The 15,925-nt window shown below is 68.6% G+C and carries 16 protein-coding genes; 14 read left to right on the plus strand and 2 right to left on the minus strand.

Going from position 1 to position 15,925, the window contains the following annotated elements:
• The first annotated feature begins 8 nt into the window (after window positions 1-8).
• The 3 genes from ABZU72_RS03110 (at window position 9) to ABZU72_RS03120 (ending at window position 3,736) form a co-directional block, all read left to right on the plus strand.
• Complete coding sequence (locus ABZU72_RS03110; RefSeq protein WP_355017452.1) at window positions 9-1,922, plus strand: acyl-CoA dehydrogenase; 1,914 nt, start codon at window positions 9-11, stop codon at window positions 1,920-1,922.
• Window positions 1,923-2,104: 182 nt separating this feature from the next.
• Window positions 2,105-3,055 carry a DUF559 domain-containing protein gene (locus ABZU72_RS03115; protein ID WP_355017453.1) on the plus strand — a complete coding sequence of 317 codons (951 nt, stop codon included), beginning with the start codon at window positions 2,105-2,107 and terminating at the stop codon, window positions 3,053-3,055.
• A 117-nt stretch (window positions 3,056-3,172) separates the two neighbouring features.
• Window positions 3,173-3,736: an AAA family ATPase gene (locus ABZU72_RS03120; protein WP_355017454.1), complete on the plus strand. Its 564-nt coding sequence runs from the start codon at window positions 3,173-3,175 to the stop codon at window positions 3,734-3,736.
• Window positions 3,737-3,830: 94 nt separating this feature from the next.
• Here the strand turns inward: ABZU72_RS03120 and ABZU72_RS03125 are convergent, their stop codons facing one another.
• The gene (locus ABZU72_RS03125; RefSeq protein ID WP_045549276.1) at window positions 3,831-4,322 is read right to left on the minus strand and encodes an inorganic diphosphatase; all 492 of its coding nucleotides are present in this window, start codon (window positions 4,320-4,322) and stop codon (window positions 3,831-3,833) included.
• Window positions 4,323-4,408: 86 nt separating this feature from the next.
• Between ABZU72_RS03125 and dacB the strand changes: the two genes are divergently transcribed.
• The 6 genes from dacB (at window position 4,409) to folE (ending at window position 11,357) form a co-directional block, all read left to right on the plus strand.
• Window positions 4,409-5,788 carry a D-alanyl-D-alanine carboxypeptidase/D-alanyl-D-alanine-endopeptidase gene (dacB, locus tag ABZU72_RS03130; RefSeq protein WP_355017455.1) on the plus strand — a complete coding sequence of 460 codons (1,380 nt, stop codon included), beginning with the start codon at window positions 4,409-4,411 and terminating at the stop codon, window positions 5,786-5,788.
• A gap of 24 nt (window positions 5,789-5,812) precedes the next feature.
• Window positions 5,813-6,862, plus strand: coding sequence for a zinc-dependent metalloprotease (locus ABZU72_RS03135; RefSeq protein ID WP_355017456.1), 1,050 nt, complete (start codon window positions 5,813-5,815; stop codon window positions 6,860-6,862).
• The gene (gene tilS / locus ABZU72_RS03140; RefSeq protein ID WP_355017457.1) at window positions 6,859-7,836 is read left to right on the plus strand and encodes a tRNA lysidine(34) synthetase TilS; all 978 of its coding nucleotides are present in this window, start codon (window positions 6,859-6,861) and stop codon (window positions 7,834-7,836) included. Before ABZU72_RS03135 ends, tilS begins: the two co-directional genes overlap by 4 nt.
• 118 nt (window positions 7,837-7,954) lie before the next feature.
• Window positions 7,955-8,506, plus strand: coding sequence for a hypoxanthine phosphoribosyltransferase (gene hpt, locus ABZU72_RS03145; RefSeq protein ID WP_141801736.1), 552 nt, complete (start codon window positions 7,955-7,957; stop codon window positions 8,504-8,506).
• 150 nt (window positions 8,507-8,656) lie between these two features.
• Window positions 8,657-10,708 carry an ATP-dependent zinc metalloprotease FtsH gene (gene ftsH / locus ABZU72_RS03150; RefSeq protein WP_355017458.1) on the plus strand — a complete coding sequence of 684 codons (2,052 nt, stop codon included), beginning with the start codon at window positions 8,657-8,659 and terminating at the stop codon, window positions 10,706-10,708.
• A gap of 10 nt (window positions 10,709-10,718) precedes the next feature.
• Window positions 10,719-11,357, plus strand: a complete 639-nt coding sequence (folE, locus tag ABZU72_RS03155; RefSeq protein ID WP_201451186.1) for a GTP cyclohydrolase I FolE — start codon at window positions 10,719-10,721, stop codon at window positions 11,355-11,357.
• 7 nt (window positions 11,358-11,364) lie between these two features.
• Here folE and ABZU72_RS03160 read toward each other — a convergent pair whose 3' ends face one another.
• Window positions 11,365-12,885, minus strand: a complete 1,521-nt coding sequence (locus ABZU72_RS03160; protein ID WP_355017459.1) for a polysaccharide pyruvyl transferase family protein — start codon at window positions 12,883-12,885, stop codon at window positions 11,365-11,367.
• Window positions 12,886-12,990: 105 nt separating this feature from the next.
• Between ABZU72_RS03160 and folP the strand changes: the two genes are divergently transcribed.
• The 5 genes from folP (at window position 12,991) to ABZU72_RS03185 (ending at window position 15,878) form a co-directional block, all read left to right on the plus strand.
• Window positions 12,991-13,797: a dihydropteroate synthase gene (gene folP / locus ABZU72_RS03165; protein WP_355017726.1), complete on the plus strand. Its 807-nt coding sequence runs from the start codon at window positions 12,991-12,993 to the stop codon at window positions 13,795-13,797.
• Complete coding sequence (folB, locus tag ABZU72_RS03170) at window positions 13,794-14,186, plus strand: dihydroneopterin aldolase (protein WP_355017460.1); 393 nt, start codon at window positions 13,794-13,796, stop codon at window positions 14,184-14,186. Before folP ends, folB begins: the two co-directional genes overlap by 4 nt.
• Window positions 14,183-14,749 (plus strand): 2-amino-4-hydroxy-6-hydroxymethyldihydropteridine diphosphokinase, encoded by a 567-nt coding sequence (folK, locus tag ABZU72_RS03175; protein WP_355017461.1) that lies wholly within the window; start codon window positions 14,183-14,185, stop codon window positions 14,747-14,749. Before folB ends, folK begins: the two co-directional genes overlap by 4 nt.
• A gap of 82 nt (window positions 14,750-14,831) precedes the next feature.
• Window positions 14,832-15,269: a DUF3180 domain-containing protein gene (locus ABZU72_RS03180; RefSeq protein ID WP_355017462.1), complete on the plus strand. Its 438-nt coding sequence runs from the start codon at window positions 14,832-14,834 to the stop codon at window positions 15,267-15,269.
• A gap of 15 nt (window positions 15,270-15,284) precedes the next feature.
• Window positions 15,285-15,878, plus strand: coding sequence for a hypothetical protein (locus ABZU72_RS03185; protein WP_355017463.1), 594 nt, complete (start codon window positions 15,285-15,287; stop codon window positions 15,876-15,878).
• Window positions 15,879-15,925: the final 47 nt, after the last annotated feature.

Below are 15,925 nucleotides of genomic sequence, written 5' to 3' on the forward strand. Positions count from 1 at the left end.
GTGGCGATGTGACCGCCATCGATGCAGCCTCATTGACCGCACTTCTCGACGGGCGATACGCGGGAGTCCGGGAGGACGTACGCAAGTCCCTGATCGAGCGTGCCGACTTCCTCTGCGAGGTCGAGGAACTGGCCCGGCCGGAGTATCGCGAGCGCGTACGGGAGGTGCTCCTCGATGTCTCCGCGACCGGTCTGACCGGGCTCGGGTTCCCGAAGGAGTACGGCGGGGGCGGTGACGTCGGCGCCTCCATCGCCGCCTTCGAGGAGATGGCCGGCGGCGACCTGTCGCTGCTGGTGAAGTCGGGCGTGCAGTTCGGGCTCTTCGGCGGCGCGATCCTGCAGCTCGGCACGGCGCGTCACCACGATCGGTATCTCGCCGACATCGTCTCCGGGCGCCTGCTCGGCTGCTTCGCGATGACCGAGCACGGCCACGGGTCCAACGTGGCCGCGGTGGGGACCGTGGCCACCTACGACCCGGATGCGCGGGAGTTCGTCATCGAGACGACCCGGGAGGATGCGTACAAGGACTACATCGGCAATGCCGCGGCCCACGGCGAGCTCGCGGTCGTCTTCGCCCAGCTCGTGGTCGGAGGCGAGGAGCGTGGCGTCCATGCTCTGGTGGTGCCGATCCGGGTTGCCGGCGCGCCTGCTCCCGGGGTCCGGATCGAGGACGACGGACCCAAGATGGGGCTTAACGGCGTCGACAACGGACGACTGTGGTTCACGGGCGTGCGGGTGCCGCGTACGTCTCTCCTGAACCGCTTCGCTGACCTCACCGAGGCCGGCGAGTACGTCTCCGAGATCGAGTCGGCCGGACGGCGCTTCTTCACCATGCTCGGCACGCTCGTGCAGGGACGCGTCTCGGTCGGCGGGGCCGCGATCCGGGCATCGGAGGTCGCGCTGACGATCGCGGTCCGCTACGCGCTGCGGCGCCGGCAGTTCGAGGCGTCGTCGGACGCCGAGGAGTCGCTGCTCCTCGACTACGGCCAGCACCAGCGGCGGCTGCTGCCACTGGTCGCGCGGACCTATGCGCTGCGCTTCGCGCAGGAGGTCGTACGCGACGACCTGCACGACGTCTTCTCCGGCGTCGCGACCTCGGAGCACGCCCGGCGCGAGCTCGAGTCGCGAGCGGCCGGCACCAAGGCCCTGGCGACCTGGCACGCGACCCGGACGATCCAGGAGTGCCGGGAGGCGTGCGGCGGGGCGGGCTACCTGGCCGCCAACCGGTTCGCGGCCCTGAAGGCCGACACCGACGTCTTCACGACCTTCGAGGGCGACAACACGGTGCTGTTGCAGCTGGTCGCCAAGGGGCTGCTCACCGGCTACTCCAGCGAGTTCGAGGAGATGGACCAGCTGGATCTCGTACGCTTCGTGGCCGGTCTCGCCGTCGAGACGGTCCTGGAGCGGACCGCCGTGCACAAGCTGCTCGAGCGGGTCCGCGACGTCGTCCCGGTCGCCGGGGAGCGGGAGCCGGACATCCTCGACTCCGACTACCACCTGGCGATGCTGCGCTTCCGCGAGGAGCACATGCTCGCCGGCGTCGCCCGCCGCCTGCAGTCGGGCGTCAAGGCCGGACGCGAGCCGGGCGCGGTCTTCTCGACCGTGCAGGACCACGTCATCGGGGTCGCTCATGCGCACGTCGAGCGGCTGATCCACGAGGCGTTCCGGGAGAAGGTCCGCGTGCTCTCCGAAGGTCCCGTACGCGACCTGATGGACCTCCTCTGCGACCTCAGCGCCCTCTCGGTCATCGAGGCCGACCGCGCCTGGTTCATGGAGCACGGCCGCCTCTCCTCCGAGCGCTCCAAGGCCATCACCGCCGAGGTCAACCGCCTCTGCCGCGAGCTGCGCCCCGACGCACGGCTGCTCGTCGATGGCTTCGGCGTGCCTGAGGAGCTGCTGCGGTCGAAGGACCTGATCGGCTGAGGTCGGGGTGAGCCATTTTCCCGCCATGGCGGGAAAATGCGGGGTCGCTTGGGCTTGTTGCGCGGCAGAATCCCGCCATGGCGGGAAAGTGCCGCCTGGTGAGCCAGCCGCTCGGAGCGAGTTATCCACAGGGGGTGTGGATAACTTCTGCGAATGTTCTGCGGATTGCGCACGATTCCCGTATGACTGCCGTACGCATCAAGCCCAAGACCACGCCCACGATCCCAATCGATCCGACCCGACCGTTCCGGCGCATGCACGCTCTGGCGAGCGGATTCGATCCGCGCCGGAAGCGCCGGGACTTCCGCCGGCTCTTCCACGGGATCTACGTGTCGAGTGCCGTCGAGGTGACTCCGCTGCTGATCGCGGAGGCGGTCGTGCTGAGTGTGGACCCGCTCGGGGCGTGGGCCAGTCACGCGACAGCGGCCCGGGTGTGGGAGCTCCCGATCCCGCCGCTGCCAGGCGAGCACGTCACGGTCCTTCGGCGCGACCAGCGCCGGGGACGTCCCCAGATCAGCTGCCACTCGGCGCCTGACGGATTGATCACGAAGTTCGATCACGTGGACGTCTCGGCGCCCGCACAGGTCTTCGTCGATCTGGCGGCGCTGATCCCGCTCGTCGACCTGGTGGTCGTCGGTGACCACATGGTGCGCAAGGGACTGGTCACGCAAGCATCTCTCGTGGAACACAGCGCATCGGCGAAGAGCCCTGGTGCGGCCCTCGCGCGCCGGGCCGCCTCACTCGTCCGCGCGGGGGTGGACTCGCCGATGGAGACCCGGCTACGTCTGCTGATCGTGCTCGCCGGGCTGCCCGAGCCTGCGGTCAACGCCCTGGTCGGCGATGAGCTGGACAAGCGGAAGTACGACCTGAGCTACTCGCAGTCGCGCACGATCATCGAGTACGACGGCAAGCATCACGTCGAGCGCGAGGAACAGTGGGAGGCCGACCTTCTTCGCCGTGAGGCGATCGACGCTGATGGATGGCGGATCCTCGTCTTCATCGCCAAGGACATCTACACCTCCCCAGGCACGACCTTGGAGAGGATCCATCGGGTACTCCTCCAGCGCGGCGAGCCGGGCGTACCCAGAAAGCTGAGCGACAACTGGAAGCAGCACTTCCCGGATCGCTCCTGATCGAGCTGGGCGCCAGAATCCCGCCATGGCGGGAAAATGCTGCCACGATCGATCACTCACCCCCGCAGAATCCCGCCATGGCGGGAACTTGCCCCGGCGCGCCGATACGCTCGCCGCGTGAATCGCCTGATCTTGCTCAACGGTTTGCCCGGAGTGGGGAAGTCGACGATCGCCCGTCGGTATGCCACGGAACACCCGGGCACGCTGCTGTGTGACGTCGACGTGCTGCGTACGTTCATCGGTGGCTGGCGCGACGACTTCGAGAAGGCCGGTGCACGGATCCGGCCGGCGGCGCTCGGCATGATCGCCGGCTATCTCCGGGAGTCCGGAGACGTGGTGCTGCCGCAGCTGCTCGCCAGGGTGAGTGAGCTGGAGAAGTTCGAGCGCGCGGCGCTCGACGCGGGCGCCGAGTTCATCGAGATCATGCTGGAGGCAGAGACCGACGATGCCGTACGCCGCTTCCACCGCCGCGACGACGGCACGGACCCGTGGCACCCGATCGTGCGGAGCCTGGTCGCCGAAGCAGGTGGCGACGACGTCCTACGTGATTACGCCGTGAGGCTGCGCGGGCTCGTTGCCCGACGTCCCAGGACGAGGACGGTCATGAGCGTCGCGGATGCGACGGACGCGGCCTACCGCGACGTTCTCGAGGCCGTCGACGCGGCCGCGTCCACTGACTGACGAACAGAATCCCGCCATGGCGGGAAATTGCCGCCCAGCCCCGCAGGACTGGCCGGCAGATCCCCGCCATGGCGGGAAAGTGGCATTGACCGCCTCAGTGAGCGGTGTTCTTGAACCGATCGATGGACGCGGCGATCTCCGACTCCGCAGCAGCCTTGCCGACCCAGTCGGAGCCCTTGACGGTCTTGCCGGGCTCGAGGTCCTTGTAGTGCTCGAAGAAGTGCTTGATCTCGTTGAGCGTCCACTCGTCGACATCCGCGAGGTCCTGGATGTGGTCGAAGCGGGGGTCGCAGGGGACGCAGAGGACCTTCTCGTCCTGGCCCTTCTCGTCCTCCATGACGTACATCGCGACCGGGCGGGCCTCGACCAGCACACCGGGGAAGAGCGGGTAGGGGGTGAGCACCAGCGCGTCGAGCGGGTCACCATCCCCACCGAGGGTGTCTTCGATGTAGCCGTAGTCTGCGGGGTACATCATGGAGGTGAACAGCACGCGGTCGAGTCGAAGCCGGTTCGACTCGTGGTCCACCTCGTACTTGTTGCGGGATCCCTTGGGGACCTCGATCAGTACGTCGAACTCCTGCGTCACTTCTCTGCCTCCAGACAAACCCAAAAACGGAATGCCGGACAGTCTGACACCGATCGGCGTCAGATCCGGCATCGAGGAGGATATCCGTGGAGCCCCAAAGCGCGCCGAAGTGGCCTTCCGAGGAGCCGGAGGAGGGCCGCGGAAAGCTCGTGGTCGTGCTGCCGCTGGTGCTCGCGCTGTTGGTGGGAGTCGCCGCCGCTGCGTACGCCTTGGGGTGGGTCCGCTATGCGCGCGGCAACGTCGCGCCGACCCCTCCGCCGGCCCCGCTGAGCATCGCCGCGGTCAGCCCCGCGGCGGTTGCGGGCGAGCAGACCAGAGCTCCGGGAAAGCCTGATCAGGCCGCGCTGGAGCAGGTGATGCGGGAGGTGGTCGGCGACAAGCGGCTCGGCAAGCACCTCAAGGCGGCGATCGCGCCGCTCGAGGGCGCGCCGCTGGTGAGCCACGGCACCGGGGCCGCGACCCCCGCGAGCGTCACGAAGGTGCTGACCAGCGTGGCGGTACTGGAGGCGTACGGCCCGGAGCGCCGGTTCGAGACCAGCACCACGCTCCAGGGGAGCACCGTCACTCTCGTCGGCGGAGGTGACGCATCTCTCAGCTCCAGCGACCTCGCCGACCTCGCCGCGGAGACGGCGCGGGAGCTCGGCACCACCAAGTCGGTGACCCTCGCCTTCGACGACACCCTCTTCGGTGGCCCGACCCTGAGTCCTACCTGGCGACGCACCTATCTGGGTGAGGAGGTCGGCGGGATCACCGCGCTGCTGGTCGACCACGGCGGCTCCCAGTCCTCGGGCTACAGCCGGGATCCGTCCATGCAGGCCGCCGAGCAGTTCAAGAAGGCCCTGGTCAAGCACGGGATCAAGGTCAACGGGAAGCCCGCGCGGGGGACGAAGGTAGGCACCCAGCTCGCCGTACGCCAGGGGGACACCCTGCGCGAGATCGTCGAATACACGCTGCAGTACAGCGACAACCAGCTCGCCGAGGTGCTCGCCCGCCAGGTCGGGCTCGCGGCGGGCACGCCGACGTTCGACGGGTCCACCGCGGCGATCACGGCCACGCTGAAGGAGCTCGGCATCGACACCACCGGCCTGGTCCTACGCGACGGCTCCGGCCTCTCCCGGCAGAACCTGATCCCGCCGACGCTGCTGGTGAGCACGCTCCAGACCGCCGCCAGCCGCAACCGCCCCGAGCTCGCGCCGGCGATGACGGGCCTCCCGGTCGCCGGCTGGGTCGGCTCCCTCTCGCGGCGGTTCAACTTCGACGCCGAGCCGGGTCGCGGCCGTGTCCGGGCGAAGACCGGCACCCTCACCGGCGTCTCCGGGCTCTCCGGCATCGCGGTCGACGCCCGCGGCACGCCGTTCGTCGTCGTACTCATGGCCGACGGGTTCAAGTCAGCACAGACCTTGGACGTACGCGACGCCCTCGATGACGCGATGACGGCGGTCGCGACGTGTCGATGCTCGGCATAGGTCCGGTCGGCTACGGTCGTACGCATGACCCATCGTGCTGAGGACCCCGCCCCGTCCGGAGCGACCATGGTCGACTGGGACCTGGCCGTACGCCTCGGTGCGACGGTCGGTGGAGATGGCCCGATCGTCTCGCGCAGCGAGGCTCAGCACGCCGTCGAGGAGCTGCGCGCGGACGCCGCCAAGGCGACCGAGTTCGTACGCGCCTTCACTGGTCTGGACGCGCCCCGCGACACGGCGCCGGTCCTGGTGGTGGACAGAAGGGGCTGGATCCAGGCCAACGCCGACACCTTCGCCCACGTGATCTCGCCGGTGGTCGACCGGATCACCGCGAAGCGCGCCCCGGGAGCCCTCACCCAGGCAGTCGGCTCCAAGATCAGCGCTGCCGAGGTCGGCGGCCTGCTCGGTTTCATGTCCTCGAAGATCCTCGGCCAGTTCGACCCGTTCTACGGACCGTCGGGGCGGCTGCTGCTGGTCGCGCCCAACGCCGTCCACGTCGAGCGCGAGCTCGGCCTCGACCCGACCGACTTCCGGCTGTGGGTCTGCCTTCACGAGGAGACCCACCGGGTCCAGTTCACCGCCAGCCCGTGGATGCGCGACCACCTCTTCGCCCAGATCGAGGGCCTCTCCGAAGCCATGGATCCGGCCTCGATCTTCGACGGCGGGCTGCAGCGGGTCACCGAGGCGCTCAAGGGCAACGGCAGCATCGTGGACGCGTTCGCCAAGCCCGAACAGAAGGAGATCATCGACCGGGTCACCGGGATGATGTCGCTGCTCGAGGGCCACGCGGACGTGGTCATGGACGATGTCGGCCCCGGCGTGATCCCGAGCGTCACCACGATCCGCAAGGCCTTCAACAAGCGCCGCCAGGGCATCGGCGTACTCGACCGCCTGCTGCGCCGCCTGCTCGGGCTGGAGGCCAAGATGGCCCAGTACCGCGACGGCGCGAAGTTCGTACGCAACGTGGTCGACCGGGTCGGTATGGAGGAGTTCAACGCCGTCTTCGCCGGCCCCGAGAACCTCCCGACCAAGGCCGAGATCGTCGAGCCGGACGCCTGGGTGACCCGGGTCCTGTGAGTCTGCACCCCTCCGTCGCAGCCGTACGCCGCCCCGTCCGCGCGACGCTCGAGCGCCTCGAGCCGGGCGAGAAGGTGATCGTGGCCTGCTCCGGGGGAGCGGACTCGCTGGCGCTGGCCTCGGCCGCGGTCTTCGAGGGCCACAAGCTCGGGCTGCACATCATCGGCGCGACCGTCGACCACGGGCTGCAGGACGGCAGCCTGGCGCAGGCCGCGAAGGTCATCGGACAGCTCGACGAGATGGGCGTCGACGAGACCGTGACCGCGACGGTGGAGGTCAAGGCCGACGGGGAGGGTCCCGAGGCCGCGGCGCGCCAGGCCCGTTACGCGGTCCTCGACCAGCTCGCCGAGCGCCTCGGCGCGAGCGTGATCCTGCTCGGCCACACCCGCGACGACCAGGCCGAGACCGTGCTGCTGGGCCTGACCAGGGGTTCGGGCGCGCGCAGCCTCTCCGGGATGCGAGCCGGCTTCGACCGCTATCGCCGTCCGCTCCTGGCGACGACCAGGATTGACACCGAGACCGCCTGCCAGGTCGAGGGCCTCGACGTCTGGCAGGACCCGCACAACCGCGACTTCGCCTACACCCGCGCGCGCATCCGCCACCGCGTCCTGCCCACGCTCGAAGAGGACCTCGGCCCAGGGGTCGCCGACGCGCTGGCTCGCACCGCCGAGCAGCTCCGTGATGACGCCGACTTCATCGACGACATCGCCGAGGCGATGCACCGCGAGCTCGGCGGATCCCTCCCGGTCGAGACCCTCGCCGGGTATCCCTCCGCCGTCCGCACCAGAGTCCTCCGGATCGCGGCGATCGAAGCCGGCAGCCCGCCCGCGGAGCTCACCCGTGAGCACGTCTTGGCGATCGACCGGTTGGTCACTGACTGGCGCGGCCAGCGCTGGATCGACCTTCCCGGACACCGTCAGGCCGTACGCCGCGACGGCTCGATCCACATCCGGCCCGCGTCGAGCGGGTCGTGAGGCGGACTTCTCAGGGTATTCCTGCACTTCTCTGGCATTGCAACGCCTGAGAAGTGCAGGGATACCCGGTGAACCGGGTATTCCGCCGCATGCGTCACCACCATCTAGAGTGACGGACATGGACACCGAGTACGTCGGCGACGACCTCGTGAAGACCCTGTTCACCCACGACGAGATCCAGGCGAAGGTCGAAGAGCTGGCCCGCCGGATCGAGAAGGACTACGAGGGTCAGGAGCTGCTGATCGTCGGCGTCCTACGTGGTGCGGTGATGATCATGGCCGACCTCGCGCGCGCCCTGAACCGCCACGTCGAGATGGACTGGATGGCCGTCTCCTCCTACGGCTCCGGCACCAAGTCGTCCGGTGTGGTGAGGATCCTGAAGGACCTCGACACCGACGTCACCGGCAAGCACGTGCTCGTCGTGGACGAGATCATCGACTCCGGCCTGACCCTGACCTGGCTGACCTCCAACCTCACCAGCCGCGGCCCGGCGAGCATCGAGATCGCCACCCTGCTCCGCAAGCCCGAGGCGGTCAGCATGCCGGTCGACGTGAAGTACGTCGGCTGGGACATCCCCGACGAGTTCGTGGTCGGCTACGGCCTCGACTTCAACGAGAAGTACCGCAACCTGCGCGACATCTCGACTCTCGCGCCGCACATCTACAGCTGAGGCTGGAACTGAGCCGGCGAGCGCCTGCTGTTACGCCAACAGCGGAACCGCGCAGATGGGGTGGGCACGATTTGGCGTGTACCGTCGTTCTAAATGACGAGCACGCTGCCCTGCGTGCATGTCTGACCCCGTAACGGTTGAAAGAAGCCTGTGAAGCGCATATTCAAAGGTCCCTGGCTGTGGATCATCGTGGCAGTGCTCGGTGTGATCCTGGCGCTGCAGTACCTCGCCCCTCGCAACGGGGGCGACGAGATCACCACGAGTCAGCTGACGTCGTACATCCAGGACGACAAGGTCAAGGAGATCACGTTCGTCGACGGCGACCAGGAGATCAAGGCGACCCTGGTCAAGGGCACCCGTGAGGGCGGCGCCGAGGTCACGACCTATTGGGTCGACGGTGACCAGGAAGCGCTCATCGAGATGGTGCGCAAGACCCAGGCCGAGGGCGACAACCTCGAGAAGTTCAGCTCCGAGGTCGCCAAGCCCTCCGTGCTCGGCTCGATCCTGAGCTTCGTTCTGCCGTTCGCACTGATCATCATCCTGTTCCTGTTCCTGATGAACTCGATGCAGGGCGGTGGCGGCCGCGGGGTCATGCAGTTCGCCAAGTCCAAGGCGAAGCTCATCACCAAGGACATGCCGAAGACGACCTTCTCCGACGTGGCCGGTGCTGACGAGGCGGTCGAGGAGCTCCAGGAGATCAAGGAGTTCCTGCAGGAGCCCGCGAAGTTCCAGGCCGTCGGCGCCAAGATCCCCAAGGGCGTGCTGCTCTACGGCCAGCCAGGCACCGGTAAGACCCTGCTCGCGCGTGCCGTCGCGGGCGAGGCCGGTGTGCCGTTCTACTCGATCTCCGGTTCGGACTTCGTCGAGATGTTCGTCGGTGTCGGTGCGAGCCGCGTCCGCGACCTGTTCGAGCAGGCCAAGGAGAACGCTCCCGCCATCGTCTTCATCGACGAGATCGACGCCGTCGGCCGTCACCGCGGTGCCGGCATGGGCGGTGGCCACGACGAGCGCGAGCAGACGCTCAACCAGCTCCTCGTGGAGATGGACGGCTTCGACGTACGCGGCGGGGTCATCCTGATCGCGGCGACCAACCGTCCCGACGTGCTCGACCCGGCGCTGCTGCGCCCGGGCCGCTTCGACCGCCAGATCCAGGTGGACGCTCCCGACCTCGCCGGTCGCGAGAAGATCCTGCAGGTCCACGCCCGCGGCAAGCCGCTGGCCGGCGACATCGACCTCGACTCGGTCGCCCGCCGGACCCCGGGGTTCTCCGGTGCCGACCTGGCCAACGTGCTCAACGAGGCCGCGCTGCTGACCGCTCGCAGCGACCAGAAGCTGATCACCAACAAGGCGCTCGACGAGGCCATCGACCGGGTCATCGCCGGCCCGCAGAAGCGCACGCGTCTGATGAGCGAGCAGGAGAAGCTCATCACCGCCTACCACGAAGGTGGCCACGCGCTGGTCGCCGCGGCCCTGCCAGGCCCGGACGTGGTCCAGAAGATCACGATCCTGCCGCGCGGCAAGGCGCTGGGCTACAACCTGGTGATGCCCGACGACGACCAGTACAGCCAGACGCGCTCGGCGATGCTCAACAAGCTCTCCTACATGCTCGGCGGCCGCGCCGCGGAGGAGCTCATCTTCCACGACCCGACCACGGGCGCCGGCAACGACATCGAGAAGGCGACCAACCTCGCCCGCGCGATGGTCACCCAGTTCGGTATGACCGAGCGGCTCGGTGCGATCAAGCTCGGCGAGTCCAACGGGGAGCCGTTCCTGGGCCGCGACATCGGTCACCAGCGCAACTACTCCGAGGAGGTCGCCGCCGTCGTCGACGACGAGACCAAGAAGCTCCTCGCCACCGCGCACCAGGAGGCCTTCGACATCCTCGAGGAGAACCGGGACGTCCTCGACACCCTGGTCCTGGAGCTCCTCGAGAAGGAGACGCTCTCCAAGCACGAGGTCGCCGAGATCTTCGAGCCGCTGCGTCGCCGCGACCCGCGTCCGGCCTGGACCGGCTCCGACACCCGCCGCCCCTCCGACCGCCCGGCGGTCGAGATCCCGCGGTGGATCGTCGAGCGCGACAAGGAGAACCTCGCCAAGGCGATCCGCGCCGCCGGTCAGCAGTCCGGCGTCCAGTCAGCCAACGGAGTCGACCCCACCAAGCCGACCGAGGCCGGCTCGGCTGAGGCCACCCCGCCCGCCTGATACTGAACACATGTCCGACAACTTCGATGACGTAGCGCCCGTCCATGTCCCCGAGCGGGACGTGGCGGACGTACCGGTGTTCGACCAGAAGCGGGCCGAGGCGGCCGTGCGCGAGCTGCTCTACGCGATCGGGGAGGATCCCGACCGCGAAGGGCTGCTCGAGACTCCGGCCCGGGTCGCCCGCGCCTACCAGGAGGTGACCCGCGGGCTGCACCAGACGCCCGAGGAAGTGCTCACCACGACGTTCGACCTCGGCCACGACGAGATGGTCCTGGTCCGTGACATCGAGCTGTGGTCGATGTGCGAGCACCACCTGGTGCCGTTCACCGGTGTCGCCCATGTCGGCTACATCCCGGCCTCCTCCGGCAAGATCACCGGCCTGTCCAAGCTCGCCCGCCTGGTCGACGTCTACGCCAAGCGACCGCAGGTGCAGGAGCGGCTCACCACCCAGGTGGCCGACGCGCTCATGGAGCTCCTCGAGGCGCGTGGCGTCATCGTGGTGGTCGAGGCCGAGCACCTGTGCATGACGATGCGCGGCGTCAAGAAGGCCGGCGCCCGCACGATCACCAGCGCCGTACGCGGCACGATGCGCTCCAACGCCACCACCCGGGCCGAGGCCATGGCCCTGATCCGGGGCGGAACCCGCTAGTGGGCCACTAGCCCGCGGAGCGACGCAGCCGGCGGCGAACCCGTCGGACGAAGCCGCGCAGGCCCGCTCGTTCCTGGTGGCGAGCGAGGTCTGCGCGCAGCTCGTCGATCAGGGCTCGCTGGCGGTCCAGGCGACCGGCCTGCCGTTCGATCCGGGTCTGCTGCTTGCTCGTGGTCGTCTCGAGGGCTGCGATCCGCTTGGCCTGGCTCTTCGCCGACGCCGTCAGCTTCTTCTCGAGCTCCCGCTCGCGACGCTTGGCGGCGGTTTCGGCGTGCTCGGAGGCGATCTTGAGCGCGTGGATCCGGTCCTCGATGCGCCGGATGGCGTCATCGCCCGATCCGCGGAGCGTGGCGACAGGTGCCGCCGGCTCCAGCGCGGCGAGCTCGGCGTCGTACGCCGCACTCGTCTGGCCGGGCTGCGCGACGTTCGCCAGGCCGGCGTCGTCCAGGAACGCGGTCAGCCGCTTCCAGCCGTCGGCGAGGCGGTTGTGGAAGCTGGTGAAATCGGCTGCCTGGTACAGCTCGTCGACCGTGGTCTCGGCCCTGAATGAGTCGAGCATCGTGTAGGGCAGGCCGTGGTAGTCGCACAGCTCCAGCACGCGTGAGTCGTGAGCGACGACCATGGCCGGGGTCCCGGCGAGGACCGCGGCGACGTTGCCATGGATACGCGTGCCGAAGGCGAACCGCTGGGTTGCCAGGAACCGCATCCAGGAGCCGGCGTCGAGGAACATCCGGGTCCGGTCCTCGGCGTAGAGCCGGTGGTCGCGGTCGATACCCATCTCGGGCTGACGGTGCCGTCCCCACTGGAGCATCGCGAAGTCGTGGTGGGTCTGGCCGACGTACGTCATGCGCGGGTGCCGGTCGGCGAAAGCGTCGACGTACGTCTCGAACCAGGGCGCGGTCAGCGGGCTCATCGAGACGGCGACCGGGTCCTCGTCGGCGATCGGGGTGGAGCGCTCGTCGCGGACAGTGAGGTCGGGGCCGTTGAGGTAGATCGACGGACAGCCGATGATCTCGACGTGCTCGTCGCCGTAGCCGAGCCGCCGCAGGTAGGCGGCGGTGATCTCGCCGCGTACGCCGACCTTCGAGGATCGTTCGAGGACGCTGTTCATGAATCGGCGGTGGAGGGCGGCCAGCTCGTCGCCGGGAGCGGTGTCGAGGTCGTCGAGCGAGAGCTGCGCGCCGATGCCGACGATCGTGGTCGGGATCGAGAGCTGCTCGATGAAGGCGGTCAGCCGGGTCAACGGGCGGGTGAACTCCGGCCGGAGGGCGTTGGCCAGCGGCACCACGAAGTGGTCGTACTCGTCGTTGGTCGCCGCGACCTCGTCGGCGGTGAACGCGCGCCGCTCATGGACGAAGTGGTTCGCGACGATCTCGGTTCCGGGCACGCTGAGGAGCCGGTGTGTCGAGTCGGCGAAGAGGAGGTTGCCGACGTTCGTGCCGTAGAACCCGATGCCCCATGCACGCGGGTCGCCCGCCTCGATCACCTCGAACGGGTCCCCTGCTGAGCGGAGCAGGATCTTGGCCACGATGCCTCCCTGGGTAAATGAGATGCCGGGCAGCCTGGCTGAGCGGGCCCGCCTGGTCAAGTCTGCCCTTCCGGCGTCGCCGGATAGGGTCGTGGCGTGCAGGTCATGGGAATCGTCAACGTCACGCCCGACTCGTTCAGCGACGGCGGACGTTTCTTGGCGACCGATGACGCGGTGGCTCACGGTCATGCGCTCCTGGAGCAGGGAGCCGACCTGCTCGACATCGGTGGCGAGTCGACCCGTCCGGGCGCGACCAGACCGCTGGTGGCCGACGAGCTGGCCCGGGTGGTGCCGGTCATCGAGACGCTGGCCGAGGAGGGCGCGGCCCTATCGGTCGACACGATGCGTCCCGAGGTCGCCGATGCGGCCCTGAAGGCAGGGGCGAAGATCATCAACGACGTCTCGGGCGGCCTGGCCGACCCGGGGATCCTGAAGGTCGCGGCCGACCACGGTGCGACGTACGTCGTGATGCACTGGCGCGCGCACGGCGCGGAGATGCAGCACCAGGACCATCTCGTCTACGCCGACGGCGTGGTCGCCACAGTGAAGGCGGAGCTGGAGCAGAGGATCGAGGCGGCGCGAGCCGCTGGGGTCCAGGACGACAACATCGTGGTCGACCCGGGGCTCGGCTTCTCCAAGACGGCCGACGACAACTGGCGGTTGCTGGCGGGCGTGGAGGAGTTCCACAAGCTCGGCTTCCCGGTCCTCATCGGCGCCAGCCGTAAGACCTTCCTCGGCCGCCTGCTGGCCGCCCCCGACGGCACCCTGCGTCCGGTGACCGAGCGTGAGAATGCCCACGATGCGATCACCGTCTTTCTCGCGCAACGCGGTGTGTGGGCCACACGTGTTCATGACGTACGTGCCGCCAGGGACACCCTCGCGGCGGCAGCGAAGTTGGAGACAATTGGATGAACCACTCGATGAACATTGAGGAACCCGCGGACGAAATCCAGATCCTCGGTCTGGAGTGCTACGGCCATCACGGAGTGTTCGACTTCGAGCGCCGTGAGGGGCAGAAGTTCATCATCGACCTGGTCATCGGCACCGACTCCCGCAAGGCCGCGGAAACGGACGACTTGCATGACACCGTCGATTACGGAAGTCTCGCAATGGCGGTCAAAACCAATGTTGAGCGCGACCCGGTGGACCTCATCGAAACGCTTGCCCAGCGGATCGCGGACATTTGCCTTGCAGACATCCGCGCACTTTGGGTACGTGTTACGGTTCACAAACCGGGGGCGCCTATCGAAGCGACGTTCAAAGACGTCACCCTGACGATCACCCGGAGGCAGAGCACGTGACAGAGGTACCCAACCCGTACATCATCGACGCCGACACGCTCACTGGGGAGATGCGGCCGATCCGGCGGGCGGTGCTGTCATTGGGCTCCAATCTCGGGGACCGGTTGGCAAATCTGCAGGACGCGTTGAACACTCTCGCCGAGACGCCGGATGTCTGGGTGACCACGATCTCGCCGGTCTACGAGACCGAGCCGGTCGACTCGCCCGAGGACTCCGAGCTCTACCTCAACGCGATCATTCTTGCCGACACCACGCTCACCCCGACGCGACTGCTCGAGCGTGCGCTCACCATCGAGGACGCCTACGGCCGTTCGCGCAGTGGCATCTTCAACGAGCCGCGCACGCTCGACATCGACGTCATCTCGGTCGGCGACAAGATCCTCGAGGAGGAGTCGCTGACCCTGCCGCACCCGCGTGCGCACCAGCGGGCCTTCGTGCTCAAGCCGTGGCTTGACCTGGAGCCGAGCGCCGATCTTCCCGGCGTGGGTCCGATCGCCGAGCTGCTGGAGCAGTCTGACCAGTCCGGCATCACCCGCCGCGACGACCTCACCCTCGAGCTCTGAGCCGGATCTGAGCACAGCACCTGAGGACCCCGACCAGGGTCCTGAGAAAGATCCCGCCGACGACGAGCGCCGGCTCCACCCGATGTCGGGTGGAGCCATCACGGCGTGGGCCGTCATCGGGATCGTGGGTGGCTGGCTGGCTCACCCCGTGCTGGAGTCCTGGCGCGGGGTGGCCCCGGTCGTCACCTGGGCGCAGCCGGTGGTGCTGCTGCTGATCGCGGCGGCCCTGGGCGTGACCGCCTGGATCACCCACCGCCAGCTGCAGGTACGCGGCGAGCGCATCGAGGCTCATCAGGCGGTCAACCGGCTGGTGCTCGCCCGCGCCTGCACCCTGGTCGGCGCGCTCCTCGCCGGCGGCTATCTGGGCTACGCGGTGAGCTGGCTGGGCTACGACGCCAACACCGCGGCAGGGGAGCGGCTGGTCCGATCGGCCTTCGCGGCCGTGGCCGGAACCGCCATCCTCATCGCCGCTCGACTCCTCGAACACGCGTGCCGGGTCCGCAAACGCGATGAAAACTAGCCGTACCGTGGAAGCATGCCTTCCCCATCCGCAACTCCAGTCACACGCAGGCGTCAGCGCAGCACACGCCTGACGGTTGCTGTAGGCCTGCTGGCGCTGGCCGCCATCACGATCTCCGCCGCGGTGGCCTCCGGGTCCTGGCTGGTTGTCGTGCTCGCAGCCGTTCTCGGGCTCGCCTGTGGCGCTGCCGCAACCAAGATCACTCACTCCGAGCTACTCCAGACCCGCCGCGACTGGGCGCGTGACCGGGCCGAGCAGGCCCAGGCCTACCGCGTCGAGTCCGAGAAGCGGGCCGAGGAGAACGCCGAGTTCCGCGAGCACATGGATGCCAAGCTCGCCGAACGCGTCCAGGCCGTCGAGGAGCTCGAGTCCGCTCTGGCCGCCGCTCACCAGCGTGCCGCCGAGGCAGTCCGTCGCCGTGGCGAGGAGGCCCGCCGGGCCGCCCAGGCCGAGATGCGCGGCGAGCAGCTCGAGGCGAGGCTCCAGGCCGTCGAGGCCGACGCCGCAGAGGCGGCCATCCGCGTTGCCGAGCTGGAGTCCGAGCTCGACGCCGTACGTGCCGAGCTGGAGGCCGAGCGCACCAGCTGGACCGGGGCCCAGTCCGCCTGACCAGCGAACGACGCGCAGATGTATGGATGGTGACGAGGCGCCAACAG

The sequence above is a fragment of the Nocardioides sp. NPDC004968 genome (assembly GCF_040608935.1).
Taxonomy (GTDB): domain Bacteria; phylum Actinomycetota; class Actinomycetes; order Propionibacteriales; family Nocardioidaceae; genus Nocardioides.

What these genes read in the sequence shown, in the direction of transcription:
- ABZU72_RS03115 (WP_355017453.1), top strand. Translation starts at nt 2,105, where the DNA reads ATGACTGCCGTACGCATCAAGCCCAAGACCACGCCCACGATCCCAATC.
- ABZU72_RS03135 (WP_355017456.1), top strand. Translation starts at nt 5,813, where the DNA reads ATGACCCATCGTGCTGAGGACCCCGCCCCGTCCGGAGCGACCATGGTC.
- hpt (WP_141801736.1), top strand. Translation starts at nt 7,955, where the DNA reads ATGGACACCGAGTACGTCGGCGACGACCTCGTGAAGACCCTGTTCACC.
- folE (WP_201451186.1), top strand. Translation starts at nt 10,719, where the DNA reads ATGTCCGACAACTTCGATGACGTAGCGCCCGTCCATGTCCCCGAGCGG.
- folP (WP_355017726.1), top strand. Translation starts at nt 12,991, where the DNA reads ATGGGAATCGTCAACGTCACGCCCGACTCGTTCAGCGACGGCGGACGT.
- folB (WP_355017460.1), top strand. Translation starts at nt 13,794, where the DNA reads ATGAACCACTCGATGAACATTGAGGAACCCGCGGACGAAATCCAGATC.
- ABZU72_RS03180 (WP_355017462.1), top strand. Translation starts at nt 14,832, where the DNA reads ATGTCGGGTGGAGCCATCACGGCGTGGGCCGTCATCGGGATCGTGGGT.
- ABZU72_RS03185 (WP_355017463.1), top strand. Translation starts at nt 15,285, where the DNA reads ATGCCTTCCCCATCCGCAACTCCAGTCACACGCAGGCGTCAGCGCAGC.